The 25013-nt window shown below is 68.2% G+C and carries 15 protein-coding genes; 12 read left to right on the top strand and 3 right to left on the bottom strand.

Annotated features, from left to right (window positions below; genetic code table 11):
* Nucleotides 1-243 precede the first annotated feature (243 nt).
* From ACZ5LB_RS10635 to ACZ5LB_RS10600, 8 genes are all read left to right on the top strand, one after another.
* Nucleotides 244-5055, top strand: a complete 4812-nt coding sequence (locus ACZ5LB_RS10635; RefSeq protein ID WP_464602193.1) for a hypothetical protein — start codon at nt 244-246, stop codon at nt 5053-5055.
* A 143-nt stretch (nt 5056-5198) separates the two neighbouring features.
* Nucleotides 5199-6410 (top strand): right-handed parallel beta-helix repeat-containing protein, encoded by a 1212-nt coding sequence (locus ACZ5LB_RS10630; RefSeq protein ID WP_464602192.1) that lies wholly within the window; start codon nt 5199-5201, stop codon nt 6408-6410.
* 41 nt (nt 6411-6451) lie between these two features.
* Nucleotides 6452-8575: a glycosyltransferase gene (locus ACZ5LB_RS10625; RefSeq protein ID WP_464602191.1), complete on the top strand. Its 2124-nt coding sequence runs from the start codon at nt 6452-6454 to the stop codon at nt 8573-8575.
* 119 nt (nt 8576-8694) lie between these two features.
* Nucleotides 8695-9969 (top strand): nucleotide sugar dehydrogenase, encoded by a 1275-nt coding sequence (locus tag ACZ5LB_RS10620; RefSeq protein ID WP_464602190.1) that lies wholly within the window; start codon nt 8695-8697, stop codon nt 9967-9969.
* Complete coding sequence (locus ACZ5LB_RS10615) at nt 9966-11000, top strand: SDR family oxidoreductase (protein WP_464602189.1); 1035 nt, start codon at nt 9966-9968, stop codon at nt 10998-11000. The genes ACZ5LB_RS10620 and ACZ5LB_RS10615 overlap by 4 nt, the downstream gene beginning before the upstream one ends.
* Entirely contained in the window at nt 11000-12145 is a 1146-nt protein-coding gene (locus tag ACZ5LB_RS10610) for a glycosyltransferase family 4 protein (protein WP_464602188.1), read from the top strand. Before ACZ5LB_RS10615 ends, ACZ5LB_RS10610 begins: the two co-directional genes overlap by 1 nt.
* A complete protein-coding gene (murJ, locus tag ACZ5LB_RS10605; RefSeq protein ID WP_464602187.1) occupies nt 12132-13541 on the top strand; it encodes a murein biosynthesis integral membrane protein MurJ in 1410 nt (469 codons plus the stop codon). The genes ACZ5LB_RS10610 and murJ overlap by 14 nt, the downstream gene beginning before the upstream one ends.
* Entirely contained in the window at nt 13538-14440 is a 903-nt protein-coding gene (locus tag ACZ5LB_RS10600; RefSeq protein ID WP_464602186.1) for a hypothetical protein, read from the top strand. Before murJ ends, ACZ5LB_RS10600 begins: the two co-directional genes overlap by 4 nt.
* 252 nt (nt 14441-14692) lie before the next feature.
* Here ACZ5LB_RS10600 and ACZ5LB_RS10595 read toward each other — a convergent pair whose 3' ends face one another.
* Genes ACZ5LB_RS10595 through ACZ5LB_RS10585 form a run of 3 tightly spaced genes read right to left on the bottom strand, consistent with a single transcriptional unit; the run spans nt 14693 to nt 18025 of the window.
* Nucleotides 14693-15979 carry an O-antigen ligase family protein gene (locus ACZ5LB_RS10595; protein WP_464602185.1) on the bottom strand — a complete coding sequence of 429 codons (1287 nt, stop codon included), beginning with the start codon at nt 15977-15979 and terminating at the stop codon, nt 14693-14695.
* A complete protein-coding gene (locus ACZ5LB_RS10590) occupies nt 15979-16866 on the bottom strand; it encodes a sugar transferase (RefSeq protein WP_464602184.1) in 888 nt (295 codons plus the stop codon). Before ACZ5LB_RS10590 ends, ACZ5LB_RS10595 begins: the two co-directional genes overlap by 1 nt.
* Nucleotide 16867: 1 nt before the next feature.
* Nucleotides 16868-18025 carry a DegT/DnrJ/EryC1/StrS family aminotransferase gene (locus ACZ5LB_RS10585; RefSeq protein ID WP_464602183.1) on the bottom strand — a complete coding sequence of 386 codons (1158 nt, stop codon included), beginning with the start codon at nt 18023-18025 and terminating at the stop codon, nt 16868-16870.
* Between the two features lie 608 nt (nt 18026-18633).
* On the opposite strand from ACZ5LB_RS10585, the gene ACZ5LB_RS10580 reads away from it, so the two are divergent.
* From ACZ5LB_RS10580 to ACZ5LB_RS10565, 4 genes are all read left to right on the top strand, one after another.
* On the top strand, nt 18634-19749 hold the full coding sequence (locus tag ACZ5LB_RS10580; RefSeq protein ID WP_464602182.1) for a glycosyltransferase family 4 protein: 1116 nt from the start codon (nt 18634-18636) through the stop codon (nt 19747-19749).
* A gap of 41 nt (nt 19750-19790) precedes the next feature.
* Nucleotides 19791-20576 (top strand): DUF2334 domain-containing protein, encoded by a 786-nt coding sequence (locus ACZ5LB_RS10575; RefSeq protein WP_464602181.1) that lies wholly within the window; start codon nt 19791-19793, stop codon nt 20574-20576.
* The gene (locus ACZ5LB_RS10570) at nt 20573-21721 is read left to right on the top strand and encodes a glycosyltransferase (protein WP_464602180.1); all 1149 of its coding nucleotides are present in this window, start codon (nt 20573-20575) and stop codon (nt 21719-21721) included. Before ACZ5LB_RS10575 ends, ACZ5LB_RS10570 begins: the two co-directional genes overlap by 4 nt.
* A 635-nt stretch (nt 21722-22356) precedes the next feature.
* Nucleotides 22357-24948 (top strand): right-handed parallel beta-helix repeat-containing protein, encoded by a 2592-nt coding sequence (locus ACZ5LB_RS10565; RefSeq protein ID WP_464602179.1) that lies wholly within the window; start codon nt 22357-22359, stop codon nt 24946-24948.
* Nucleotides 24949-25013: the final 65 nt, after the last annotated feature.

Raw genomic sequence — 25013 nt, 5'->3', positions numbered from 1 at the left:
CGTTGGCGGCGTGCTGTAAAAAAATCTTTTAATTGGGTTATTGAATGGATTGTAGAAAACATGCATCCTAGGGTGTTCCTCAAGCTTTCTGAACCCGGCTTGTAATGCACCACACCTAAGAAGGCCTCCCATGGGCCTTCGCGGTGGTTTGACCTTCAAGGAGCAACAATGGGCGCCGCCTTCCTCGATCACCCCCCCCAAAAGGGCACCTTGCGAACGGTTCTATCCGGCCTCGCAACCTCCGTGGCACTTGTCTTCATGGCCGCCTGCAGCAGCGGGGGGGGTTCCGGCCCCGCCCCGGTGCCTGCGCCCACCGTGCCGGTGGTGACGGCCCCGGCCAACGTTACCGCGGGGGCCACCGGCCTGGCCGCGTCCACCACCGCCCAGGCGAACTGCACCTTCTCCTGGACCATCACCAACGGCACGATCACCGCCGGCGCGTCCAGCACCGCCGTCACCTTCACGGCCGGCGCCACCGGCACCGTGCAGCTGTCCTGCGTGGCCACCAATTCGGCCGGCGTCTCCAGCGCCGCGGGAACCAAGTCCTGCACCATCGTCGCCGCCCCCGTCCTCCCGGTCATCACCGCGCCCGCCAACGTCGCCCCCGGCGCCACCGGCCTGACGGCCTCGGTTCCCGCCCAGGCCGGCTGCACCTATGCCTGGACGATCACCAACGGCACCATCGACGCCGGCGCGACCACCGCGAGCATCACCTACACGGCCGGCACCACCGGCACCACGGATCTCGGCTGCGTGGTCACCAATGCCGCGGGCACCGCCAGCGCCAAGGGCGTCGCCTCGTCCACCATCGTGACCATGACCCTCGTCCAGCCCGTCATCTCCGCTCCCGCCGCGGCCACCGCCGGGGCCACGGGGCTCACGGCCTCCGTGCCCCCCCAGGCCGGCGCCACTTTCGCGTGGACCATCACCGGCGGCACCATCACCGCCGGGGCGGCCACCACCAGCGTCACCTTCACCGCCGGCGCCACCGGCACCGTCGAACTGGCCTGCGTCGCGACCAACGGCGTCGGCGCTTCCACCACGCCCGGCACGGCCACGGTCACCATCGTCGCCGCGCCCACCACGCCCGTCATCACCGTCGCCTCCAAGGTCACGGCCGGCACCACGGGCCTGACTGCCTCCGTCGCCGCCCAGGCCGGCAGCACCTACGCCTGGACCCTCACTGGCGGCACCATCACCGCCGGGGCCACCACCAACGCCATCACCTTCACCGCTGGCGCCAGCGGCACCGTCGGGCTGAGCTGCGTCGTCACCAACGGCGCGGGCACCGCCAGCGCCCCGGGCACCGCCTCCAGCACCATCTACGCCGCGCCCACCACGCCCGTCATCACCGTGGCTTCCAAGGTCACGGCCGGCACCGCGGGCCTCACGGCCTCCGTCCCCACCCAGGCCGGCAGCACCTACGCCTGGACCCTCACCGGCGGCACCATCACCGCCGGCGCCGCCACCAACGCCATCACCTTCACCGCCGGCGCCAGCGGCACCGTCGGGCTGAGCTGCGTCGTCACCAACGGCGCGGGCCTGGCCAGCACCGCGGGCACCGCCACCAGCACCATCTACGCCGCGCCCACGACCCCGGTCATCACCGTGGCCGACAAGGTCACGGCCGGCACCGCGGGCCTCACAGCCTCCGTGCCTGCCCAGGCCGGTTCCACCTATGCCTGGACCCTCACCGGCGGCACCATCACGGCGGGTGACGCCACCGACACCATCACCTTCACCGCCGGCGCCAGCGGCACCGTCGGGCTGAGCTGCGTCGTCACCAACGGCGCGGGCACCGCCAGCACCCCGGGCACCGCCACCAGCACCATCTTCGCCGCGCCCACGACCCCCGCCATCACCGTGGCCGACAAGGTCACGGCCGGCGCCACGGGCCTCACGGCTTCCGTGCCTCCCCAGGCCGGTTCCACCTACGCCTGGACCCTCACCGGCGGCACCGTCACGGCGGGTGACGCCACCGACGCCATCACCTTCACCGCCGGCGCCAGCGGCACCGTCGGCCTGAGCTGCGTCGTCACCAACGGCGCGGGCCTGGCCAGCACCCCCGGCATCGCCACCAGCACCATCTTCGCCGTGCCCACCACCCCGGTCATCACCGTGAGCGACAAGGTCACGGCCGGCGCCACGGGCCTCACGGCCTCGGTGCCCACCCAGGCCAGTTCCACCTATGCCTGGACCCTCACCGGCGGCACCATCACGGACGGCGCCACCACCGACGCCATCACCTTCACCGCCGGCGCCAGCGGCACCGTCGGCCTGAGCTGCGTCGTCACCAACGGTGCGGGCACCGCCAGCACCCCGGGCACCGCCTCCAGCACCATCGTCAGCGCGCCCACCACTCCCGTCATCACGGTTGCGCCCTACGTCACCACCGTCTCCACCGGGAACGCGGCCTCCGTGCCTCCCCAGGCCGATTCCACCTACGCCTGGACCATCACCGGCGGCACCTTCACCGCCGGCGACACCACCGCGGCCCCGACCTTCACGGCCGACGCCTCCGGCACCGTCCACCTCACCTGCATCGTGACCAACCTGGCCGGAACGCCCAGCACCGCGGGCACCGCCGACAGCACCATCGTCCCGGTCGCCACCCAGCCGACCATCACCGTGGTGTCCTACGTGACCCAGAACAAGGTCGGCGGCTACACCGCCACCGTCACGGACCAGGGGAACAACTCCACCTACCTCTGGACCATCAACGGCAACGGAACCCTCACCAGCGGTGACACCACGCCGACCCTGACCTTTATGCCCACCACCGTCGGCACCGTCACCCTCACCTGCACCGTGACCAACGCCGCGGGCCTGGCGGCCACCGCCGGCACCCAGGACACCACCTGCGTCGCGGCGCCCGCCGTGACCTCCTTCGCCCCCGGCGCCGCCATCATCGGGACCGGCGCGGCCACGACGCTCAACGCCGTCTTCACCGGCTCCGGCGCCACGGTCACCGGAGGCGCCTTCACGGACGCGGCCATCACCAGCGGCGCGCCCCTGGCCACCGGCAACCTGGCCTCCACGACCACCTACACCCTCACCGTCTCCAACGAGGCCGGCGACACCACCCCCGCCACCGCCAAGGTCCTGGTGGGTTCCCTGGAAGCCTTCTCCGGCATTCCCTCCGGCCAGGGCAACACCGAAGGCGCTTACCCCGACGCGCGGTTCTGGGAGCCCAACGGCATGGTCCTCGCCCCCTCGGGCAACATCTACGTGTCCGACTACGACAACAACACCATCCGGATGATCAACGCCGGAGGCGTTGTGTCCACCCCGTACGGCGTTGCCGGCACCCACGGCACCACCGACGCAAAGGACACCGACGCCCGGTTCTTCGGACCCAGCGGCCTGGCCGTGGACGGCACGGGCGTCCTCTACGTCGCCGACGCCTGGAACCAGACGATCCGCAAGATCGACACCGGCGGCAATGTCAGCACCATCGCCGGCACCCCCGGAACCGCCGGCTCCGGCCCCATGCTCTTCAACTTCAGCACCAACAACGTTCCCGTGGGCATCGCCCTGAGGGGGACCGACCTCTACGTGGCCGACCACCTCAACAACGCGATCCGCATCGTGCCCACGGGTGGCGGCCTCATCTCCACCCTCACCCTCACCGGCGCCGTGACCACGCTCGACTGGCCCACGGGACTGGTCTACGATTCCTCCAACGACGTGCTCTATGTGACGAACAAGGGCGACCACAGCATCATCGGGATCGACCCCACCAGCGGTAATACCCTTGTCGTCGCCGACGCCTTCACGAACCCGGTTGGTCTCGCGCTGTCCCTGGACAACAACACCCTCTACGTGTCCGACTACGAGGACAGCCTGATCAAGGCGGTCGACCTCGCGAATCCTGACCTGCTGACCAACACGACCGTCATCGCCGGCGTCGCCGGATCCACCGGCAGCAACGACAACGCCACCGGCACCTTGGCACGCTTCCTCTACCCCACGGCCCTCATGATGGACGGGGCCGGCGTCCTCAACGTCGCCGACTTCGGCAACAACACGATTCGCACCGTCAACACCACCGCCCCCCATGCCGTGGCCACCATCCATGGCGTCCCCGGCGGCGCGGCCCACAGGAACCGTACGGCTCCCATGGAAGTCGCCCAGTACAACAGCCCCCGCGGCATCGCGGTGGACTACGCGCACAACATCGCCTTCGTCGCGGAAACCAGCGGCAACTACATCCGGGCCATCGACCTCGCCACCGGCCTCACCGGCGACGTGGCCAGCCTCGGATCCGGCGCCTCGCCCAACGGCATCGCCGTGAGCGCGGACGGCACCCAGATCTACTTCTCCGAAACGGGCCACAACCTGATCAAGGTCGTCACCTATAACCTCGGAGACGTCACGGATCCCGGTTCCTTCAGCGCGCCGGTCATCCTGGCGGGTTCGGGCGCCACCGGCAGCGACAACAACGCCACCGGCACCCTGGCCACCTTCAACAAGCCCATGGGCCTCGCGGTGGATGGCACCGGCAACGTCTACGTCGCCGACCAGGGCAACCACCTGATCCGCATGATCTCCTCGGCCTCCGGCAACGAGGTCACCACCATCGGTGGCCAGGCGGGCATCGGAAGCTTCACGAACGGGGACAGCACCGTCTCCACCTTCAACAACCCCACCGGCCTGGCCCTTTCCGGGACCAACCTCTTCGTGGCCGACCAGAGCAACAACGCCATCCGCCAGATCGCCCTCGGCCCCAACACCGTGAGCACCTTCGCGGGCCAGGCGACGCCGGGCTCCGGCGACGGCAACGGCATCAACGCCTCCTTCCTCAACCCCAACGCCCTCTCGGTGGACGGGGCCGGCAACCTCTTCGTGGCTGACACCTACAACAACACCGTCCGCATGATCACCCCCGCGGGCGACGTCACCACCATCGTGGGAATCGCCGGAATGATGAAGAACGTGCTCTCCTCCACGCCGCTGTCCGCCACCCTGGCCTTCCCCGTGGGGATCGCCGTGCCCGCCTCCCTTGGCACGATGTATATCGTGGTTCCGGACGCGATCATGAAGGTGGCCTTCTAGTCGAAAACGCATGTGAAGCAGGGAAAGGGGGATCGCTTGCGATCCCCCTTTTCTTGCGAAATTCAGGGTGTTCCCGGGCGGCAATGAGGGTACCATCACCGACGCGCACACCTTTCTCCCACTTCTTTTTCTAAGAGACCTTCATGTCCTTCAATCCTTCGGGACCCGCCTTGGCCGGGTTTGTGCTTGGGGCGCTCGCGCTGCTGGCGTCCTGCGGGGGGGGCACCCAGGCCCTGGGCACCGTGGTCACGCCCGCCCCGCCCCCGCCACCCGTCACGGACCCCTGCGCCCCGGCGGTGGGCTCCGCCACCTTCAACGTCAGGAACTCCCCCTACAACGCCAAGGGGGACGGCGTCACGGACGACACGGCGGCCATCCAGCGGGCCGTGAACGCGGCGGCCGGCTCCGGCGGGTCCGTGGTGGTTCCCGACGGCACCTACCTCATCGACGCCGCCAACGGCGGCGTCTCCCTCCGGAGCGGCATGACCCTGGCTCTTTCCGCCGGGGCCGTCCTCCAGGCCATTCCCAATTCGGTGGGCAACTACAATGTCCTCTACCTGGGCGGCGTCAGCCGGGTGAACGTCACCGGCGGGACCGTGGCGGGGGAGCGCGGCAGCCACACCGGCACCTCCGGGGAATGGGGCATCGGCATCGCCATCGAGAGCTCCAGCAACGTCGTGATCCAGGGGGTCCTGGTGAGGGAATGCTGGGGGGACGGCATCTACATCTCCGGCGCCAGCCAGTCGGTGGTGGTCTGCTCGGTCAAGCTGGACCACAACCGGCGCAACGCCTTGTCCATCGTGGAGGGCCGGGACATCCAGGTGAAGGACTCCACCTTCAGCAACACCCGGGGCACGGCCCCGGAGTGCGGGCTGGACATCGAGCCCAACGCGGGCGACGCGGTCACCGGGGTGACGGTCTCCAACTGCACCTTCACGGCCAACGCCGGCTACGGGGCCGCCCTGGGCCCGGCCTTCGTGAACATCGCCACCTCCTCCGTGACCGGGACGGTCATCTCCGGCTGCACGTTCTCCGGCAACGGCGAGGGGAGCCTCTCCGGCAACGCGGCGGGCATCGCCATCTCGGCCTGCGACGGCAACACCATCACCGGCAACACGGTCACCCGGACCACCGGCCAGGGCATCATGGTGGTGGCCCTGGCCACCCACACGACGGTCTCCAATAACACGGTCACGGCCAACAGCCAGAACGGGATCCACCTGGAGAACTGCGCGGGTTCGGTGGTTTCGGGCAACACCTGCACCGGCAACGGGCAGTACGGGATTCGCAACAGCAGCGGCAGTGGCGCTACCCTGAGCGGAAACTCCGTCTCCGGGAACGGGATCGCGCCTTGACGGGCGGCTCCGCACCGGGACCTTTCCCGGGATCCCCAGCCATGGACGTCGTCTTCATCACGGACCACCTGATCCGGGGCGGCGCGGACCGGCAACTCCACCGCATCGCCACGACGCTGCAGCGCCGGGGCTGGCGGGTGGGGGTCATCACCATGCTGCCTTCGGTGGCCTACCTGGACGACCTGCGGGCCTCGGGGGTGGCGGTCCACGAATGCTCGCCCACCCTGGGATGGCCGCCGGCCATGGCCTTTCGGGTAGCCCTGCGCATGACCGCGCAGCTGCGCCGCTGGCGGCCCGCGGTGGTCATCACCTTCAACTACCACGGCGACATCATGGGCCGCCTCTGCGGGCGCCTGGCGGGGGTCCCGGCCGTGGTGTCGTCCCTGCGCACCGCCCACGTGAAGAACGGCCTGCGCCGGCAGCTGTACCGGCGCACCGAGCGCCTCATCGCCCTGACCGCCTCCAACTCCCATGCGGGCATCGCCTACATGGTCGCCCGGGGCCTGCTCACCCCCGCCAAGACCCTGGTGATCCCCAACGGCATCGAAGCGGCCGACTTCCCGTCCCCGGTGCCCCGGGAGGAGGTGCGGGCGGAGTTCGGGCTGGGGCCCGGCGACTTCACCTGGCTGGCGGTGGGCAACCTCCGGGCGGCCAAGGACTATCCCACGCTCCTGGCGGCCATGGCCCGCTGCGGGGCGGGGCGCCTCCTCATCGCCGGCGACGGAGAGGACGAGGGGGCCCTGCGGGCGGAGGCCCGGCAAAGGGGCCTGGACGCGCGCGTGCGCTTCCTGGGGTCGCGCACGGACGTGGGGCGGCTGCTGAAGGGCTGCGACGCCTATGTGCTCTCCTCGGCCTGGGAAGGGCTGCCCAACACCGTGATGGAAGCCATGGCCGCGGGGGTCCCCGTGGTGAGCACCGATGCCGGCGGGGTGCGGGAACTGGTGGTGGAAGGCGTCACCGGCCACATCGTCCCCTGCGGCGATGCGGAGGCCTTGGCCCGTCGCATGGGCGACCTCATGGCCCTGCCTCCGGCCGAGCGTATGGCCATGGGCGCCGCCGGCCGCACGCGCATCGAGACCCACTTCGACAACGACCGCGTGGTGGACCGGTGGGAGACCCTGATCCGGCAGGTGGTCCACGCCGCCACCGGAACCCCGCCCCGGGTGGAGGCCGCGGCCGCGCGCGCGGCCGCGCCGCCCCCGCCCGCCTTCGTCATCTCATTGGATTTCGAGCTCATGTGGGGGGTGAGGGGCGGCCGCACCGTGGAGGGGTACGGCGACCACATCCTGGGGGAGCGGGAGGCCGTGCCGGCCATGCTCGCCCTCTTCAAGCGCCACGGGGTGCGGGCCACCTGGGCCGCGGTGGGCATGTCCCTCTTCGAATCCCGGAAGGACCTCCTCGCCCATCTGCCCGAGCTCCGCCCCGCCTACGCGCGGCGGGAGCTGAACCCCTACCTCGCCCTGGACGAGATCGGGGAGGACGAACGGGCCGACCCCTACCACTTCGGCCTGTCCCTGGTGCGGCAGGTGCTGGACTGCGAGGGGATGGAACTGGGCAGCCACACCTTCTCCCACTTCTACTGTCTGGAGGAAGGCCAGGACGCCGCCATGTTCAAGGCCGATCTGGCCGCCTGGCAGGAGGCCGCCCGGCCCCTGGGCGCCGGCGGAAGCTTCGTCTTCCCCCGCAACCAGTTCAACCAGGCCTACCTGGCCGCCTGCCAGGAACTGGGGTTCACCGTGTTCCGGGGCAACGAGGCGGCCTGGATGTACCAGGAAGGCTCCGGTCCGGGCCAGTCCCTCCTGACCCGCGGGGCGCGGGTGGCCGACCACTACCTGGACCTTTCCGGCCCCAACGGCTTCGTGCCCCGGCCGTGGCTGGACACGGGGCTCGTGAACTGCCCCTCCAGCCGCTTCCTCCGGCCCTTCTCGCCCCGCCTCGCCGGCCTCGACGGATTGCGCGTGGCCCGGATCCGGAAGGCCATGGAGCGCGCGGCCCGCAGGGGGGAGTCCTTCCACCTGTGGTGGCACCCCCACAACTTCGGCACCCACCTGCGGGAGAACCTCGCGATCCTGGATGACCTGCTCAGGTTCCACGTGGCGCTGAGGGACCGGTACGGCGTCGTTCCCATGACCATGGGCGAGGTGGGGGAACGGTACGGCGCCTGACCGGGGGAAGTTCCAGGGGCGTTACCGGAAGTGTGCCTTAAAAATCCTACCCGCCCCCAACGGTTCATGGGATGATTCCTTCCTAACCGTTACCGGAAACCAGCTTGAAAGGGACATCCATGCGAATCGCCGTTGTGGGCCTTGGATACGTGGGGCTTCCCCTCGCTCTGTCGCTTGCCAAGAAGTTCCCCAACACCATCGGGTTCGACATCCACCAGGTGAAGGTGCAGGAACTGCGCGACGGCATCGACCGCACGCGCGAGGTGGATCCCGCCGAGCTGAAGGCCACCACCCTCGTCATGACCAGCGTCCTGGAAGATCTTCGCGGGTCGGACTTCTTCATCGTGGCCGTGCCCACGCCCGTGGACGACTGGAACCGCCCCGACCTCACGCCCGTGGTGAAGGCCTCGGAGTCGGTGGGCAAGGTGCTCGGCAAGGGCGGCATCGTCGTCTACGAATCCACCGTGTTCCCCGGGGTCACCGAGGACATCTGCGGGCCCATCCTCGAGAAGCTCTCGGGCCTGAAATGCGGCGTGGACTTCAAGCTCGGCTATTCCCCCGAACGCATCAACCCCGGTGACAAGGTCCACACCGTCGAGAAGATCGTGAAGGTGGTGTCGGGCCAGGATGCCGAGAGCAGCGAGATCATCGCCGGCGTCTACAGCGCGGTCATCACGGCGGGCGTGCACCGGGCCTCCTCCATCAAGGTGGCCGAGACCGCCAAGGTCATCGAGAACACCCAGCGCGACATCAACATCGCCCTGATGAACGAGCTGGCGATCATCTGCGAGAAGGTGGGCATCCGCACCAGCGAGGTCCTCGCCGCGGCCCGCACCAAGTGGAACTTCCTGCCCTTCAGCCCGGGCCTGGTGGGCGGCCACTGCATCGGCGTCGACCCCTACTACCTCACCACCAAGGCGCAGGAACTGGGCTACCACCCCGAGGTGATCCTCGCGGGCCGGCGCATCAACGACAGCATGGGCTCCTACGTGGCCCAGAAGCTCGTCAAGCTCCTCATCCAGCAGCAGCTCAAGGTCAAGAACGCCAAGGTGGGCATCCTGGGCCTGACCTTCAAGGAGAACGTCCACGACATCCGCAACAGCAAGGTGCCCGACATCATCACCGAGCTGAAGGAGTTCGGCATCGCGCCCCTGGTGCACGATCCCATGGCCGACCCGGCCGAGACCCGCCACGAGTACGGGCTGGACCTGCAGCCCCTTGCGGATTTCCAGGAGCTCGACGCCCTGGTGCTGGCGGTCAACCACGCGTCCTTCCTGGAGGCGGGGGTCGCCGACCTCATCAGGCGCATGAAGCCCGCATCGGTGTTCATCGACGTGAAGTCCTGCTTCGACCCGGCCCAGTTCCCTGGCCAGATCGCCTACTGGAGTCTTTGATGGCGAAGTACGCCGAGGTTTCCCAACAGCTCCGGGAGCGTCCACGCACCTGGCTCGTCACGGGCGTGGCGGGGTTCATCGGGTCCAACATCCTCCAGCGGCTCCTGGAACTGGACCAGAAAGTGGTGGGCCTGGACAACTTCTCCACCGGCAGGCGGGAGAATCTCGAGGACGTGCGCCAGTGCGTCAAGCCCGGCGCCTGGGAGAACTTCACCTTCCACGAAGGGGATACCCGGGATCTGGACACCTGCCGGCGCGCCTGCGAGGGCGCCGGGATCCTCCTGCACCAGGCGGCCCTGGGCTCCGTGCCCCGTTCCATCAAGGACCCCATCGCCAGCCACGAATCCAACGTGAACGGCTTCCTGAACATGCTGGTGGCGGCGCGGGACGCCGGCGTGTCCCGCATGGTCTACGCGTCCTCCAGTTCGGTCTACGGGGACGACGCCCAGCTGCCCAAGGTGGAGCAGCGGGTGGGCAACCCCCTGTCCCCGTACGCCGTCACCAAGGCCATCAACGAGGCCTACGCCGCGGTCTTCGGCCGCGCCTACGGCTTCCAGGCGGTGGGCCTGCGCTATTTCAACGTCTTCGGCCCCCGCCAGGACCCCGACGGCCCCTACGCGGCCGTCATGCCCAAGTGGATCGACGCCCTGGTCAAAAGCCAGCCCTGCCAGATCCATGGGGACGGCGAGACCAGCCGCGACTTCTGCTTCGTGGCCAACGCGGTGCAGGCCAACATCCTAGCGGGCACGGCTCCGGGGGAGGGGCTGGCGGACGTCTTCAACGTGTCGTATGGAGGCACCACCACGCTGACGCAGCTCTACTGGATGATCGCCGAGCGCCTGGCTGCCCTCAGGCCTGGCCTCACGCCGGGGGACCCGGTGTACGCGCCCTTCCGGCCCGGGGACATCCGCCATTCCCAGGCGGATCTCACCCGGATCAAGACCCTCCTGGGGTATGAACCCACCCATTCGGTGGCGCAGGGCCTGGACGAGCTGGTGCCCTGGTTCGCCGCCACCCATGCCCGCTCCTGATGCGCGTCGGCGTTCTGGGCACCCAGGCCAGGGATCTGGTCAATTTCCGCGGACACCTGCTTTCGGAACTGGCCCGGGCCGGTCACGAGGCCTTCGGCATCGCGCCGGGGGGCAATGAGGCCACCCGGACGGCCCTGGCGAACCTGGGGGCCGTCTTTGTACCCATCCAGCTGGACCGCACGGGCCTCAACCCCGTCGGCGAAGCCCTGGGCTTCCTGCGGCTCTGGCGCACCCTGCGGAGCCTGCGCCTGGACCTGCTCCTGTGCTACGAACTGAAATCCGTGGCCTTCGGGACCCTGGCCGCCCGGCTCGCCGGGGTGCCCCGGCGTTTCGCCATGATCACCGGACGGGGCACCACGCTCCAGGGGGCCACCTCGGGCTTCCAGGAGAAGCTGGTGAGGGCGGTGGTCACCCGCCTGTACCGCATGGCGCTGCCCCGGACCCGGGGCGTATTCTTCCAGAACCAGGACGACTGCACCTTCTTCCGGGACCTGGGCATGCTTCCGGATTCGGTGCCCCGGCGCATCATCAACGGATCGGGCGTGGACCTGGCCCACTTCGCCCCGCGTCCCCTGCCCGGGGGGCCCGTGACGTTCCTGTTCGTGGGACGGCTCCTGAGGAACAAGGGGGTCTTCGAGCTGGTGGAGGCCTGCCGGATCCTGGCGGGCCGGAACGTGCCCTTCCGCGCCCGCATCCTCGGGCCGCTGGACACGAACCCCAACGGCATCACCGCAGGCCAGTTGGAGGCCTGGGTGGACGAGGGGGTCGTGGAGTATCTGGGCGAACTCGCGGACGTGCGGCCCGCCCTGGCCGCGGCCCACGTCATGGTGCTCCCCTCGTACGGCGAAGGCACCCCCCGCTCGGTGCTGGAGGCCCTGAGCGTGGGCCGCGCCGTGGTGACCACGGATGCCCCCGGCTGCCGGGAGGTGGTCGCCGAAGGCGTCAACGGGCACCGGGTGCCCGTGGGGGACGCGGGCGCCCTGGCGGACGCCATGGAGAACCTGGTTCGCAACCCCGAGCTGATCCAGCGGTTCGCCCAGGAGGGGCGCAGGCTGGCGGAGCGGAAGTACGACGTGCGGCTGGTGACGGCCGATATCATCGAATTCATGGATTGCGGGAAAGGGAAGGCCCATGGAGCCCACTGAGACGCCTGCGCCATCCGGCGCGGCCGGCTGGCTTCAGCGGGGCCGGGCCTCGTGGCTCAGGCTCACCACCGGCAGCGCGAACCGGCGGATCTTCGGGGCGGCCATGGTGGTGGGCGTCCTGACCCTGGGCATCAAGGTCTTCTCGCTGCTCAAGGAATCGTTCGTGGCGGCCTGCTACGGCACGGGCAACGACTACGACGCCTTCATCATCGCCATGATCGTTCCCGCCTCCCTGGCGGCCATTTTGTCCGGTTCCCTGGACGCCGCCCTGATCCCCACCTACATCGAAGTGCGGGAGACCGAGGACACCGAAGCGGCCCATCGCCTCTACGCCACCATCCTCCTGTGGAACACCGTCATCCTGGCCGGAACCATCGCCCTGCTGGCGTTCACCGTGGACCTGTGGCTGCCCCTCCTGGCGTCCCGCTTCGACCCGGCGAAGATGGCCCTGGCCCGCAACCTGGTGTTCGCCTCCCTGCCCATCGTGGTGCTCACGGGCTTCTCGACGGTGTGGGGCGCCCTGCTCAACGCCGGGGAGCGGTTCGCCGGGGCGGCCCTGGCGCCCGCGCTGCAGTCGGTGGCGGTCATCCTCCTCCTGGCCCTCTGCTTCCGCAGCCTGGGGATCTGGGCCCTGGTGGCCGGCTCCCTGGTGGGCATCCTGGCCGAGACCGTGATGAAGGGCTGGCTCCTGAAAAAGCGTGGGCATCCGCTCATGCCCAAGTGGCACGGGGTCACCGCGGCGTTCCGGAAGGTGCTGGGCCAGTACGCCACCGCCATCGCCGCCTCCTTCATCGTCAACGGCATGAGCCTGGTGGACCAGGCCTTCGCCTCCACCCTGGGGCCCCGGAGCAATTCGGCGCTCAGCTACGGGAGCCGGCTGCAGGCCTTCGCCCTGTCGCTGGGCGTGACGGCCCTGGCCACGGCGTGCCTGCCCGCCCTGTCCAAGATGGTGGCCCTCCGGGACTGGGGCGGCATCCGAAGGTTCCTGCGGTTCTACGGGGGCATGATCCTGGCCGTGACCGTTCCGGCCACCGTCCTGCTCATCCTCCTGTCCCGGTTCCTGGTCCAGACGATGTACCAGCACGGCTCCTTCACCGCCGCGGACACCGAGCTGGTGGTGCAGATCCAGATCTTCCACCTGCTGCGCATCCCCTTCGCCACCTGCCACGTGCTGGTGACCCGGACCCTCACCGCCATGAAGTCCGTGCACTTCCTGCTGATCATGTCCTTCAGCAGCTTCGCGCTGAACGCGTTCATGGACTGGCTCCTCATCAAGAAGTACGGGATCGCCGGCATCACGCTTTCCACCTCGGTCTGCAGCGTCGTGACGCTGGTGTGCCTGGGGTTGGCGCTGAACCATCTGTTGAAGAAGAAGGCTCAGGAGGCCAGCGCATGAGGTTCCTTCCCTGGATCCGGCCCGTTCCCCTCACCCAGGACCCCGCGCCCGACGGCCAGGTGCGCAGCACCCGCCGGGGCGGCAGGATCAAGGTGGTCGAGACCTGGTTCAACGACGACCCCGCCAGCCTGGACGGCGTGGACGTGTGGATCGCCCACCAGCGCCCCTCCCGCCTCACCCCCTGGGGCTGGCACTACCGGTACACCCTTCTGGTGGACCTCACGGCCTCCGCGGAGGAGATCCTGGCCCGCATGAACCGCACCACCCGCCAGGAGGTGAGGAAGTCCATCAAGGACGGGGAATTCACCTGCACCTTCATTCCCTCGCCCACCGACGCGGAGCTGGAGGCCTTCGCCGACGCCCATGACGCCCACCCCATCCACCCCGACGCGCCCAAGCTGGAGCGGGACCGCCTGCGGGAGCTGCACGCCACGGGCATCCTGCAGCTGTCGGAATGCCGGGACCGGAACGGGACGATCCTGGTGTGGCATGGCGTCCTGGGCCACCGGCGCGCCGGCATCGCCCAGCCGGTGTACCAGATCTCCAACTACCATCAGGCCGAGGACCAGGCCAGCGCCAACGCCACGGGCCGGGCGAACCGGGTGCTGTACTACCAGGAGTTCGTCCATTACAAGGAACAGGGCTACGCCACCTACGACCTGAACGGCTGGTACACCGGCTCCGAGGACGCCAAGCGGCTCAAGATCAACAAGTTCAAGGAGGCCTTCCGGGGCCGCCTCTGGTTCGGCTACGACTGCGAGGAGCCCCTGACGTTGCGCGGGTGGGCCTACGTGGCGCTGAAGACCCTGAAGCGCTGGCTTTTCCTGAGGGGCCGGGCCAGCGAATTGAGGCGGCTCAGGCAGAAGCCCGTCCTGAATTTGCCGGAGCATCTTCAATAGGCCACCAGAAATAGGGTCCTCACTGAATCGAGTGGAGACCTCCACCTGCACTCACTTTGGCCTGCGCCTGGAAGGGTCTTGGGAGGGGTGGTCGAAGGCCGTCCTGATCCCGTCGTCGAGGCAGGTCGAAACGAAGAGCCTTGTCGCCGAGGCGCCGAAGACGCCGAGGATCGCCGATGAAAAAAGAAGATCATTTCTCGGCGAACCCCGGCGCGCCTTGCCATGCTTCGGAGATGGTCGTCACGCTCTGGGCTATCGGGTCTGGCCGGTGGCCTCCAGCTCGGCCAGGGCGGGGCTCACGGGCAGGAGGAACATCAGCGCGAAGGCCACCATGCCCTCGAAGCTGAAAAGGAGGCTGTGGCTGAAGAACAGGTACGTGAGGTTCACCAGGCACAGGGACACCAGGGCCCACTTTACCTGGGGGCCGCCCCGGTAGGTCAGGGACCGCTTCGCGTAGTGGTAGATGATCAGCAGGAACGCGAGGAAGCCCACGGGGCCCACGTCGATCCAGACGCCCAGGTACGTGTTGTGGGTGCCCAGCATCACCCGGCCCAGGCCGACCACCTTCATGGTGTCGTCGTCCACCCGGGTGCCGGCCATGGCCTGCATGCCGTAGCCGTACCAGGGCTCCTGGTCCAGCTGGGAGGACCACTCCTCGAAGAGGTCCAGCCGGGTGGTGCCCCCGCGGGCGGTGGTGTTCTTCTCCTCCACGTCCAGCATGCGGGAAAGGGCGCCGCGGCTCGAGGCGCTGCGAACCTGGTGGCGCATGGACTGGCTCAGGGAGAAGGCGATCACCAGGAAGACGGCGGTGACGATGCCCCCGACCCACCACCGCAGGTCCTTGCGTTTGACGATGAGCAGGTAGAGCACCAGGACGAACACGAAGAAGAGGCCCGCCCGGCGGCTGGCGGTGAGGTAGATGATGGGCACGGCGCAGAGCCGGCCCATCCAGGCCAGCCAGGGGGTGGCGAACACCGAGAGGATCACGACGAGAAGGGCGATGTACCCGCCCACGTTGGGGTTGCCCCACATGCCGCCGTAGCGCCCGGAGCCCTCCATGTTGAGCATGCCCGACCGCTGGGTGACCGCGAAAATGACCGAAGCGACCTTGGAACTCAGGGGGATCAGGAACAGGAGCAGCAGGTTCGCCGCCACCGCGAACTGGGCCGCGTTGGCGAAGGACCGCAGGGCCTTGGCGCTGGAGGTGAGCAGGGCCACCGCGCCGCCCAGCAGAAGCGTGATGACCCAGGCCTTGATGGCGAAGGGATAGTCCCGGGTGGGCGCGACGATGAGGCCCCAGATGAAATAGAACGTGAACCAGGCCATGTAGGGCACCATGGGGCCCATCAGCCGGGTGTACTTCAGCCGCATGGCCGTGCACACCAGGATCGTCAGGACCAGCATCCAGACCATCCAGGTGAAGCCCCGGAAGAAGTAGGAGAGGAAGGGCAGGGCGCCGGCCAGGACCAGGCCCATCAGGAACGCCATGGCGCTGCCTCCAAGGGCCAGCCATGGGGAATCGTCCCGGGTCCAGTCCATCAGGGCTTCTCCTCTCCGAAGGGGGCGGCGGGCAGAGGCTCTGGGAACCTTACGGCCGTGCCGTGGCCGTCGCTGCGTACGATGGTACCTTCCAGGACCACCGAACCGCCACCGGGATCGGCGCCGGGGACCGTCACCTGGATGGTGGAGCCCACCGGCCGGTCCACCGCATCCAGGAGCAGTCCCCCGGGGCCCAGGTTCACCACCCGCGCGGGCGTTCCGTCTGCCATGACGGTTTCCGGGGCGGGCCGGGGACCCCGGTCGAAGGCCCGGCGGTCACCGGGCTTGCGGGGCGCGATGGGCGGCCGCACCAGCCCCAGGGTCGCCAGGATGATCCGGACGTTTCCCCAGAGGGTCGCCTTGGCGGCGTATTCAAGGTTGATGCGGATCTTGTTGGGCAGGACGTTCTCGGCGTAGAAGCGGCCGGGGTCCTCCCCGCCGTGGAAGATGTGGTTCTCGTGGCGGTACACGATGGAGGCCGCGTCGGTGATGCCCGGGCGGACATCCAGCACGCGCCTCTGGGCCTCGGTGTAGAGGGCGACGAACTTGGGCACCTCCGGCCGGGGGCCCACCAGGCTCATGTCGCCCAGGACCACGTTCACCAACTGGGGCAGCTCGTCGATCTTCAGGTCCCTGAGCCACATTCCGATCGGCGTGATGCGGGCGTCCTGGGCCACGGTGAGCAGGTCCCCCACCTTGTCGGCGTCCACGCGCATGGTCCTGAACTTGAGGATCCGGAAGGGCCGGCCTCCCTTGCCGATGCGCTCCTGGCGGTAGAAGACGGGTCCCCCGTCGCCCAGCCGGATGGCGGCCCCCACCAGGATCAGCAGGGGGGACAGCACGGCGAGCCCGAGGATCGACCAGAACAGATCGAACAGCCGGAACATCCTAGGCCCGGTGGGCCGCGACGAGTTCCTCCACCGCGGTGCACACGTCGTCCACGTCCTGGTCCGTGAGGCCCGGGTGCAGGGGGAGGGAGAGCATCCGGGAGAAGGCGTCCGCGGCCACGGGGCAGTCCTCGGGGCGGTAGCCGTACTTGTTCCGGTAGAAGGGCTGCATGTGGACGGGCAGGTAGTGCACGGAGGTGCCGATCTGGCGCTCCTTGAGCTTCTCGATGAACTCGTTGCGCCCCAGGGTGAGGCGTTCCGGGCGCAGGCGCAGGATGTACAGGTGGAGGCTGGATTCCGCGTCCGGGTCCTCCACGGGGATCTGCAGCTCGGGCAGGCGCGCGAACCGGGCGTTGTAGGCGTCCACCACCTGGCGCCGCCGGGCCTGGAAGGCTTCCAGCCGGGTCAGCTGGTGGAGGCCGATGGCGGCCTGGAGGTCGGTCATGTTGTACTTGAAGCCGGGCAGCAGGACCTCGTAATACCAGGAGCCGGACCGGTCGAACCGCTTCCAGGCCTCCTTGTCCATGCCGTGGTGGCCGATGATCCGGGCCTTGGCCAGCAGTTCCGGGTCCCCCGTCAGGGCCCCGCCTTCGGCCGTGGTGAGGTTCTTGGTGGCGTAGAAGCTGAAAGAAGCCAGGTTGCCCCGGGAGCCCACGAGCCGGCCCTTGTACCGGGTGGGAAGCGCGTGGGCGGCGTCCTCCAGGATGTGGAGGCCGTGGGCATGGGCCAGTTCGAAGAGGGGATCGAGCTGGACGGGGTGCCCGGCGTAGTGCACCGGCATGATCGCCTTGGTGCGGCCGGTGATGGCCCGGGCGGCGGCCTCGGGGTCCAGGGTGAGGGTTCCGGGGACGACGTCCACGAGGATGGGCTTGGCTCCCACGTGCTCCACCACGTTGGCCGTGGCGCAGAAGGTGAGGCTGGGGACGATCACCTCGTCGCCCGGTCCCACGCCCAGGACCGCCAGGCCCACATGGAGGCCCGCGGTGCAGGAATTGAAGGCGGCCAGGTCGGGCGCCCCCAGGTAGCTCTTCAGGTTGGCCTCGAAGAGGCGGGTCTTGGGCCCGGTGGTGATCCAGTCCGACATCAGGGTGTCGAGGACCTCCGATCGCTCTCCGTCGCCGATGGAGGGGGGGCTGAACTGCAGGAAACGATCGCGCATTCGAGGGCCTTTCAAGGGGAAGGGGTCGGCCGCCTGGAGAGGTGGGGGTGGCAACGGAAAATAATTAAGGATATAGAGACCATAACATCCTATTAATCAATCTAATACAAACCTTACGTTGAAGAAAGCTTATTTCATCCGGAAGCCCTGGGCTGTCCCTGGGGCGTTTATATTAAATGCTGCTTAAAAAGGGTTTGCCTTGGCGCGAAAACAAAATACTATTGATTAATAGTATGAAATTCATAAAATCAATCGTTATTTTCATAAAAAGGCACTCCCTGCAGCCCCGGCGGGACCCCCCTGTGTCCTTGGCCTCGGATGGGGAATCTTGTATGGGCGTCTGGGTTTTCATCTTTTTTTTCATAAATACCCGTTCCGATCAGTGCCCGCCCCCCGCGGGGCCGCAGTGGCTTAAACGGGCAGGGTAGAAGGGTTTTCTTGCCCCAAGGCCTCCTCGTCCGGTAAACTCCACCCATGATCTTCTTTATATCTCAGGGGCCAAGGCCGAGGTCGCGTCGCTTGACCGCCTCACCCCGGTTGTGGGCAAAAAAGGGCCATTCCCTGATCCTGGCCTGGGAGTTCCGGTGATCGAGGGGCCGCCGGGAAACGTGACGCTGGTCGTCAACCAGCTCTACGCCGGCGGCGCGGCTCGGGTCGCCGTGAACCTTTCCCGGGCCTGGGCGGAGATGGGGCGCACCGTCACGATCCTCACCACGGACAACGGGGAAGTGCCCCCGTCCTTCCCGCTCCATCCCTCGGTCGCCCACCGGCCCCTTGGCCTCATGCACAATTCCCGGAACCCCCTGGAAGGGCTCTGGCTGAACCTGGGCCGGCTCGCGCGCCTGCGCAGGGCCATTGCCGACACCCGGCCCGACGTCCTCATCTCCTTCCTGGACAAGAACAATATCCTCAGCCTCCTGGCGGGCCGGACCCTGCCGCGGATTCCGACCCTCGTGTCCGAACGCACCGACCCCAGTGAACGCACCATCGGCTGGCCCTGGGAGTGGCTGCGCCGGTGGACCTACCCCATGGCCGACTGCCTGGTGGTCCAGACCCTCCATGCCAAGGGCTTCTTCTCTCCCGCCGTGCAGGCCCGCACCCGGGTGATTCCCAACCCAGTCATCCTCCCGCCCCCGGGTCCGGCCCTGGAGGGGCCCCCCGGCCGGCACCACCTGACAACCCTGGGGCGCATGGACCCCGTGAAGGGCCACGAGATGCTCATCGATGCCTTCGCGGCCATCGAAGGGCGATTCCCGGACTGGGACCTGGTCATCCACGGCGACGGACCCACCCGCAGGGCCATGGAGGCCAAGGTGCGGAACCTGGGCCTGGAAACGAGGATCCGGTTCCCCGGCGCCACCTTCGAGGTGGGCGCCCGCCTGCGGGAGGCCGATGTGTTCGTGCTCACCTCCCGGGCGGAGGGCTTTCCCAATTCCCTGGCCGAGGCCATGGCCTGCGGCCTTCCGGTGGTGAGCTTCGACTGCCGGAGCGGCCCCTCGGAGCTCATCCGGGACGGCGTGGATGGACTCCTGGTGCCGCCCCTGGATGTGCCCGCCCTCTCCGCGGCGCTCGCCCGCCTCATGGCCGACCCCGGCCTTCGGGCGCGCCTGGGCGCTGCCGCGCCGGACGTTCTCCAGCGGTTCAGCGAATCAAGTGTCCTGGCCCAATGGGAATCCGCAATACAATTAGCGGTCCTGACCGCCCGCGGAGCGCAGCCCTCATGATCAGGCCAGCGCCAGGCCCCCAGGTTAAGGAGTAAGTCGCAATGGCCAAGAACAGCTATCTCCTGCGCTTCGATGACATCTGCCCCACGATGAACTGGGCGGTCTGGGAAGCGATTGAGCGGGAACTGCTGCTCCATGACGTTCGCCCCATCCTTGCGGTGGTGCCCGACAACCGGGATCCCGGGCTCAAGCTGGACCCCCCGGCGGCGGATTTCTGGGAGCGGGTCCGGCGCTGGCAGGCCATGGGGTTCACCATCGCCGTCCACGGCTACCAGCATCTCTACACCAACCGCGAGAAGGGGCTGATGAAGCTGACCCCCCACAGCGAATTCGCCGGCCTGCCCTACGAGACCCAGCTGGACATGCTCCGGAAGGCCCTGGCCATCTTCGCGGAGAACGGGGTCCGGGCCGACGGCTTCGTGGCCCCTTCCCATTCCTTCGACCAGAACACCCTCAAGGCGCTTGCCGAGTTGAAGATCAACGTCGTCAGCGACGGGCTCTGGCCCTGGCCGCACCAGGACGCCAACGGGCTCTTCTGGGTCCCCCAGCAGCTCTGGCGGTTCAGCCCGAAGCCTGCGGGCGTCTGGACCGTCTGCCTCCACCACAACAAATGGCCGGACAAGACCCTGCAGCTCTTCCGCAGCGAGCTGGCCAAGTACGCCGATCGGATGACGGACGTGGCTGCGGTGAAGGCCGCCTTCGCCGGCCGGCCCCAGACCCTGGGCGACCGGATCAGCGCCTTCCATAACCTGATGTGGTACCACCGGGTCCTGCCCGCCCTGGGGGCCCTCCGGCGTACCCTGGTCCCCTCCAGGCAGGGGGCATGAGCCCGGACAGGCGGCGTCTGCTCTTCCTCATCAACTCCCTCAACCCCGGGGGGGCGGAAAGGCAGCTCACGGAACTGGTGGCCAACCTGGACCCCGCTCGGTTCGAGACGATGGTGGTGGTGACCTACGATCCCGCCGGCCCCGGCAAGGACGGCTTCTACCGGCAGGTGGCCGCCGTGCCGGGGGTGACCCTGGCCAGCCTGCACAAGCGCCACGGGGCCCTGGGGTATGTCCGTTCGCTTCCGCGCCTCTTCGGCCTGGTGCGGGCCTTCGACCCCCACGTCCTCCATGGGTACATGGAAGGGAACCTGCCCGTCCTCCTCGCCGGGGCGCGCTTCCGGAAGCCCGTGGCGTGGGGCATCCGCAGGAGCAGCGTCGACCATTCAAAGATGGACCTCCTTTCCCGGTGGCTGCTCCGGGTGACGATCCGCCTCTCGGGGTTCGCCGACATGGTCATTTTCAATTCCGAGGCCGGACGGACGAACCATGCGCGCATGGGCATGCGGTGCGCCCGGATGTGCGTCGTGCCCAACGGCTTCGACATGGACCGGTTCCAGGCCGACCCGGGCGCGGGCAGGGCCTGGAGGCGGGCCCAGGGACTGCCGGAGGACGCGCCCCTCATCGGCATCGTCGGCCGCCTGGACCCCGTCAAGGACCATCCCACCTTCCTGCGGGCGGCGGCCCGGATCCGGAGCCAGTGGCCCGGGGCGGCGTTCGTGTGCGTGGGCGGAGGGCCCGAGGGCTACACCCGGACCCTCCAGGCCCAGGCCGAGGCGCTGGGCCTGGGGGCCAGCGTGCATTGGCCCGGCACCTGTCCAAGCATGGCCGACGTGTACAACGCGCTCACCGTGCTGGCCCTGACGTCCACGGATGAGGGCTTCCCCAACGTCCTGGGGGAGGCCATGGCCTGCGGGGTGCCCTGCGTGACCACCCGGGTGGGGGACGCCGCCCTCCTGGTGGGCGAGACGGGCACCGTGTGCGAGGTCGGCGACGACGCGGGCATCGCGGCGGCCGTCCTGGCCCTCCTGGGGGAGGGCGCCCCGGCCCGCGAAGCCCGTTCGGCGGCCGCCCGGGAACGGATCCGCCAGAACTTCAGCGCCCGGGCCCTGGCCAGGAACACTGAGGCCCTGCTGGCCTCCCTCTGATTCCCCGGACCGGTTTTCCGACCCACCCCAACTATCACTAACGATGCAAACACATATCAGATGCCGACGCCTGTCCCCTTCATCCTGTTCATCCGATTCATCCCCGTTTCTGCCGGGCCTGCGATGAGGTGGGGCGTTGCGTAGGTGACCTGCGGGCCCCGACCCATCCCGGCTCCGGCCCTGCTGAAACGGGGATGGGCTGGATGAAAAGGATGGATGGGATGGGAAAGGGAATCACCGGCGGGGCCTCCGGGTCGGGAGGGCCTTTTCTCCCTTGAAAAAATCGAGCAGGTCGGATGAGAAATTTTAGCGAAATTATTTATCGGTTTATCAATTTCTGAATGCACATTAAGGCTTAACTACCATTTAAGAACATATAGCTACCATTTTGGTCATAATTTTTGATGAATAATTCGTTTGAAAATACCGGCGTGACGATTTGCACTAGCGTGTCCACAGGGGCAGGCCGATACTCCTGGCATCTGGTTCTCTGATCGGTTTCAAGCAGAGCGACCGGGTCACTCACCAACCCCATAGCGTCCACCGGCACTCCACCTTCTGGAGGGTGTGCCAACGTTCCCACCCTTGCTCCATGCCCGCCGGTCGTTTCCGGCGGGCTGTGGATTGGAGATCGCATGTCCGAGAACCGCTTTGCCGGAGGCCTGTCCCGCAGCCGCGCCGCCTTCCTCAATGCCTCCATGGCCCTGGCCGTGGTGGGTGGGGGATTCGCGAGCCTGCCCGCCGCAGCTCAAACCACCTCCACCTGGCTGAAGGTGTCCCCTTCCGATTCCCTGACCATCACCGGCGGGACCAAGGTCGCCTATTCGGCCAAGGTTTCGGGCCTCACGAGCTACACGACCAAGTGGTACGTGGACGGCATCCAGAACGGCAACGCCACGGTGGGAACCCTGGCGCCCGGCTCCAGCCAGAACTCGGTGGTGTACCAGTCCCCCGCCGGGGCCGGCAAGCACACCATCCTGGCCATCGCCACCAAGGATTCCTCCCACTACACGGCCGGCTCCAAGTCGGTTACCGTCCTGGCGGGCACCACCGCCACGCCGACCGTGACCGTGGCCGCCAGCCCCTCCACCCTGTCCATGGGCACCGGCGCCTCGGCCTCCGTTTCCGCATCGGTCTCCGGGTCCACCAACACCGCCGTCATCTGGTCGGTGGATGGGGTCGCCGGCGGCAATTCCACCGTGGGAACGCTGACGGGCACGGGCACCACCGTGACCTACAAGGCCCCCGCCACGGCCGGGAGCCACACCATCAAGGCCACCAGCTCGGCGAACACCGCCTCCAGCGCCACCGTGGGCGTCTCCGTGGTGGCCCCGGCCGTCACGGTCTCGACCAGCCCTTCCTCGCTCTCGCTCTTGGTTTCGGCCTCAGGCACCGTCTCCGCCACGGTCTCCGGCTCCTCCAACACGGCCGTCTCCTGGTCCGTTGACGGCGTGGTGGGCGGCAATTCCACGGTGGGCGTCGTCTCCGGCACGGGGAACACCGTCACCTACACGGCCCCCGCCACGGCCGGAAGCCACACCCTCAAGGCCACCAGCGCGGCCAACCCCGCCTCCAGCGCCACCGTGGCGGTCTCCGTGGCCGCGCCCGTGGCCATCTCCCTCAGCCCCTCGGGCACCACGTCGGTGACCGCCTCCGGGTCCTGCACCTTCCAGGCGTCCGTGACCGGGACCTCCAACACGGCCGTCACCTGGACCGTGGACGGCATCCTGGGCGGCAACGGCACCGTCGGCACCCTCAGCGGGTCCGGCTCCTCCGTCACCTACGCGGCCCCCGCCACCGGCGGCAACCACACCATCACCGCCACCAGCGCGGCGGATTCCACCAAGACCGCCTCCGCGACGATCTCCGTGGTGGCCCCCACCGGCACCGCCACGGGCATCACCCTCACGCCTTCGGTCCCCACCGCGGTGGGCAGCGGCGGCCAGGTCGCCTTCTCCGCGGCCCTCGCCGGCACCACCTCGGGCGCGGTCACCTGGAGCGTGGACGGCATCGCGGGCGGCAACAGCACCGTGGGCACCATCTCCTCCTCCGGCGTCTACACCTGCCCGTCGGTCACCACCAAGACGGTCCGCCTCATCACCGCCACCTCCGCCACCACCCCCTCCGTCAGCGCCAGCGTGCGCATCCTGACGGTGGCCAGCAACACCACCATCAACGCCAAGACCCAGTACGGGGCCACCGGCAACGGCACCACCGATGACACCGCGGCCATCATCAAGGCCCTGGCCGCCACGGGCTCGGGCATCTGCTACCTGCCCGCCGGCAAGTACCTCATCAATCCCGTCGCCTCCTCCAGCCAGTTCGGCCTCTACCTCAATTCCGGCAACACGCTGCTGCTGGATCCCGGCGCGGTGCTCCAGTGCAAGACCATGACCACCTCTGGGGGCTACTCCGTGGTGGGGATGAAGGAGAACAACATCGCCCTGGTGGGCGGCACCATCATCGGCGACCGGGTCGCCCGCAACCTTCCCACCTACATCAACGGTTCCGGCTCGGACTTCGAAGCCGGCAACGGGGTCGCCATCGGCAACGCCAGCGGCATGATCATCCTGGGCGTCACCTCCAAGAACAACTGCAACGACGGCTTCTACATCTACAACAACGTCTCCAACGTCCTGATGTCGGACTGCATCTCGGACAACAACCGCCGCCAGGGCTGCTCACTGGTCTACTGCAACGGCGTCATCATCCAGTACAGCACCTTCAGCAACACCAACGGCAACGATCCGGCCTGCGGCCTGGACTTCGAACCCAACTCCGGCTCCACCGTCAAGAACGTCCAGGTGATCGGCTGCAACATCTTCGGCAACGCGGGCGGCGGCATCGCCGGCGGCGGCTCCACGAAGAACGGCCCCACCGGCAACGGCACCGCGTTCTGCACCGACTGCATCGTCACCGGCAGCACCATCACCGGCAACGGCGGCAGCAACTACCAGCTGGGCGGCATCGCCTGGGACGAGTCCGAGCGCATCACCTTCTCCAACAACATCATCAGCAAGAACAAGGGTGACGGCATCTGGATCGACTACTACTCCATGGACTTCCGGATCAACGGCAACACGATCACCTCCAACCAGGGCGACGGCATCTACCTGTCCTACTGCACCGGCACCGTCGTCAGCGGCAACACCCTCAGCGGCAACACCGGCACCGCCATCCGCAACGCCGACGGCAGCGCCACGGTGGGAACGAACACCATCAAGTAAGGACCTTCGGGTCTTGATCGAAACGGCCGGCCCGGACTTCCGGGCCGGCCTTTTGGTTGGAATAG

Source organism: Mesoterricola sp. MK458 (assembly GCF_055384935.1).
This window is presented reverse-complemented; position numbering and strand designations above follow the sequence as displayed.

Bases quoted from the DNA above. Each gene is read 5' to 3' on its own strand.
- murJ (WP_464602187.1), top strand. From the start codon at position 12,132: ATGGAGCCCACTGAGACGCCTGCGCCATCCGGCGCGGCCGGCTGGCTT.
- ACZ5LB_RS10610 (WP_464602188.1), top strand. From the start codon at position 11,000: ATGCGCGTCGGCGTTCTGGGCACCCAGGCCAGGGATCTGGTCAATTTC.
- ACZ5LB_RS10595 (WP_464602185.1), bottom strand. From the start codon at position 15,979: ATGGACTGGACCCGGGACGATTCCCCATGGCTGGCCCTTGGAGGCAGC.
- ACZ5LB_RS10620 (WP_464602190.1), top strand. From the start codon at position 8,695: ATGCGAATCGCCGTTGTGGGCCTTGGATACGTGGGGCTTCCCCTCGCT.
- ACZ5LB_RS10570 (WP_464602180.1), top strand. From the start codon at position 20,573: ATGAGCCCGGACAGGCGGCGTCTGCTCTTCCTCATCAACTCCCTCAAC.
- ACZ5LB_RS10630 (WP_464602192.1), top strand. From the start codon at position 5,199: ATGTCCTTCAATCCTTCGGGACCCGCCTTGGCCGGGTTTGTGCTTGGG.
- ACZ5LB_RS10575 (WP_464602181.1), top strand. From the start codon at position 19,791: ATGGCCAAGAACAGCTATCTCCTGCGCTTCGATGACATCTGCCCCACG.
- ACZ5LB_RS10585 (WP_464602183.1), bottom strand. From the start codon at position 18,025: ATGCGCGATCGTTTCCTGCAGTTCAGCCCCCCCTCCATCGGCGACGGA.
- ACZ5LB_RS10600 (WP_464602186.1), top strand. From the start codon at position 13,538: ATGAGGTTCCTTCCCTGGATCCGGCCCGTTCCCCTCACCCAGGACCCC.
- ACZ5LB_RS10625 (WP_464602191.1), top strand. From the start codon at position 6,452: ATGGACGTCGTCTTCATCACGGACCACCTGATCCGGGGCGGCGCGGAC.
- ACZ5LB_RS10565 (WP_464602179.1), top strand. From the start codon at position 22,357: ATGTCCGAGAACCGCTTTGCCGGAGGCCTGTCCCGCAGCCGCGCCGCC.
- ACZ5LB_RS10590 (WP_464602184.1), bottom strand. From the start codon at position 16,866: ATGTTCCGGCTGTTCGATCTGTTCTGGTCGATCCTCGGGCTCGCCGTG.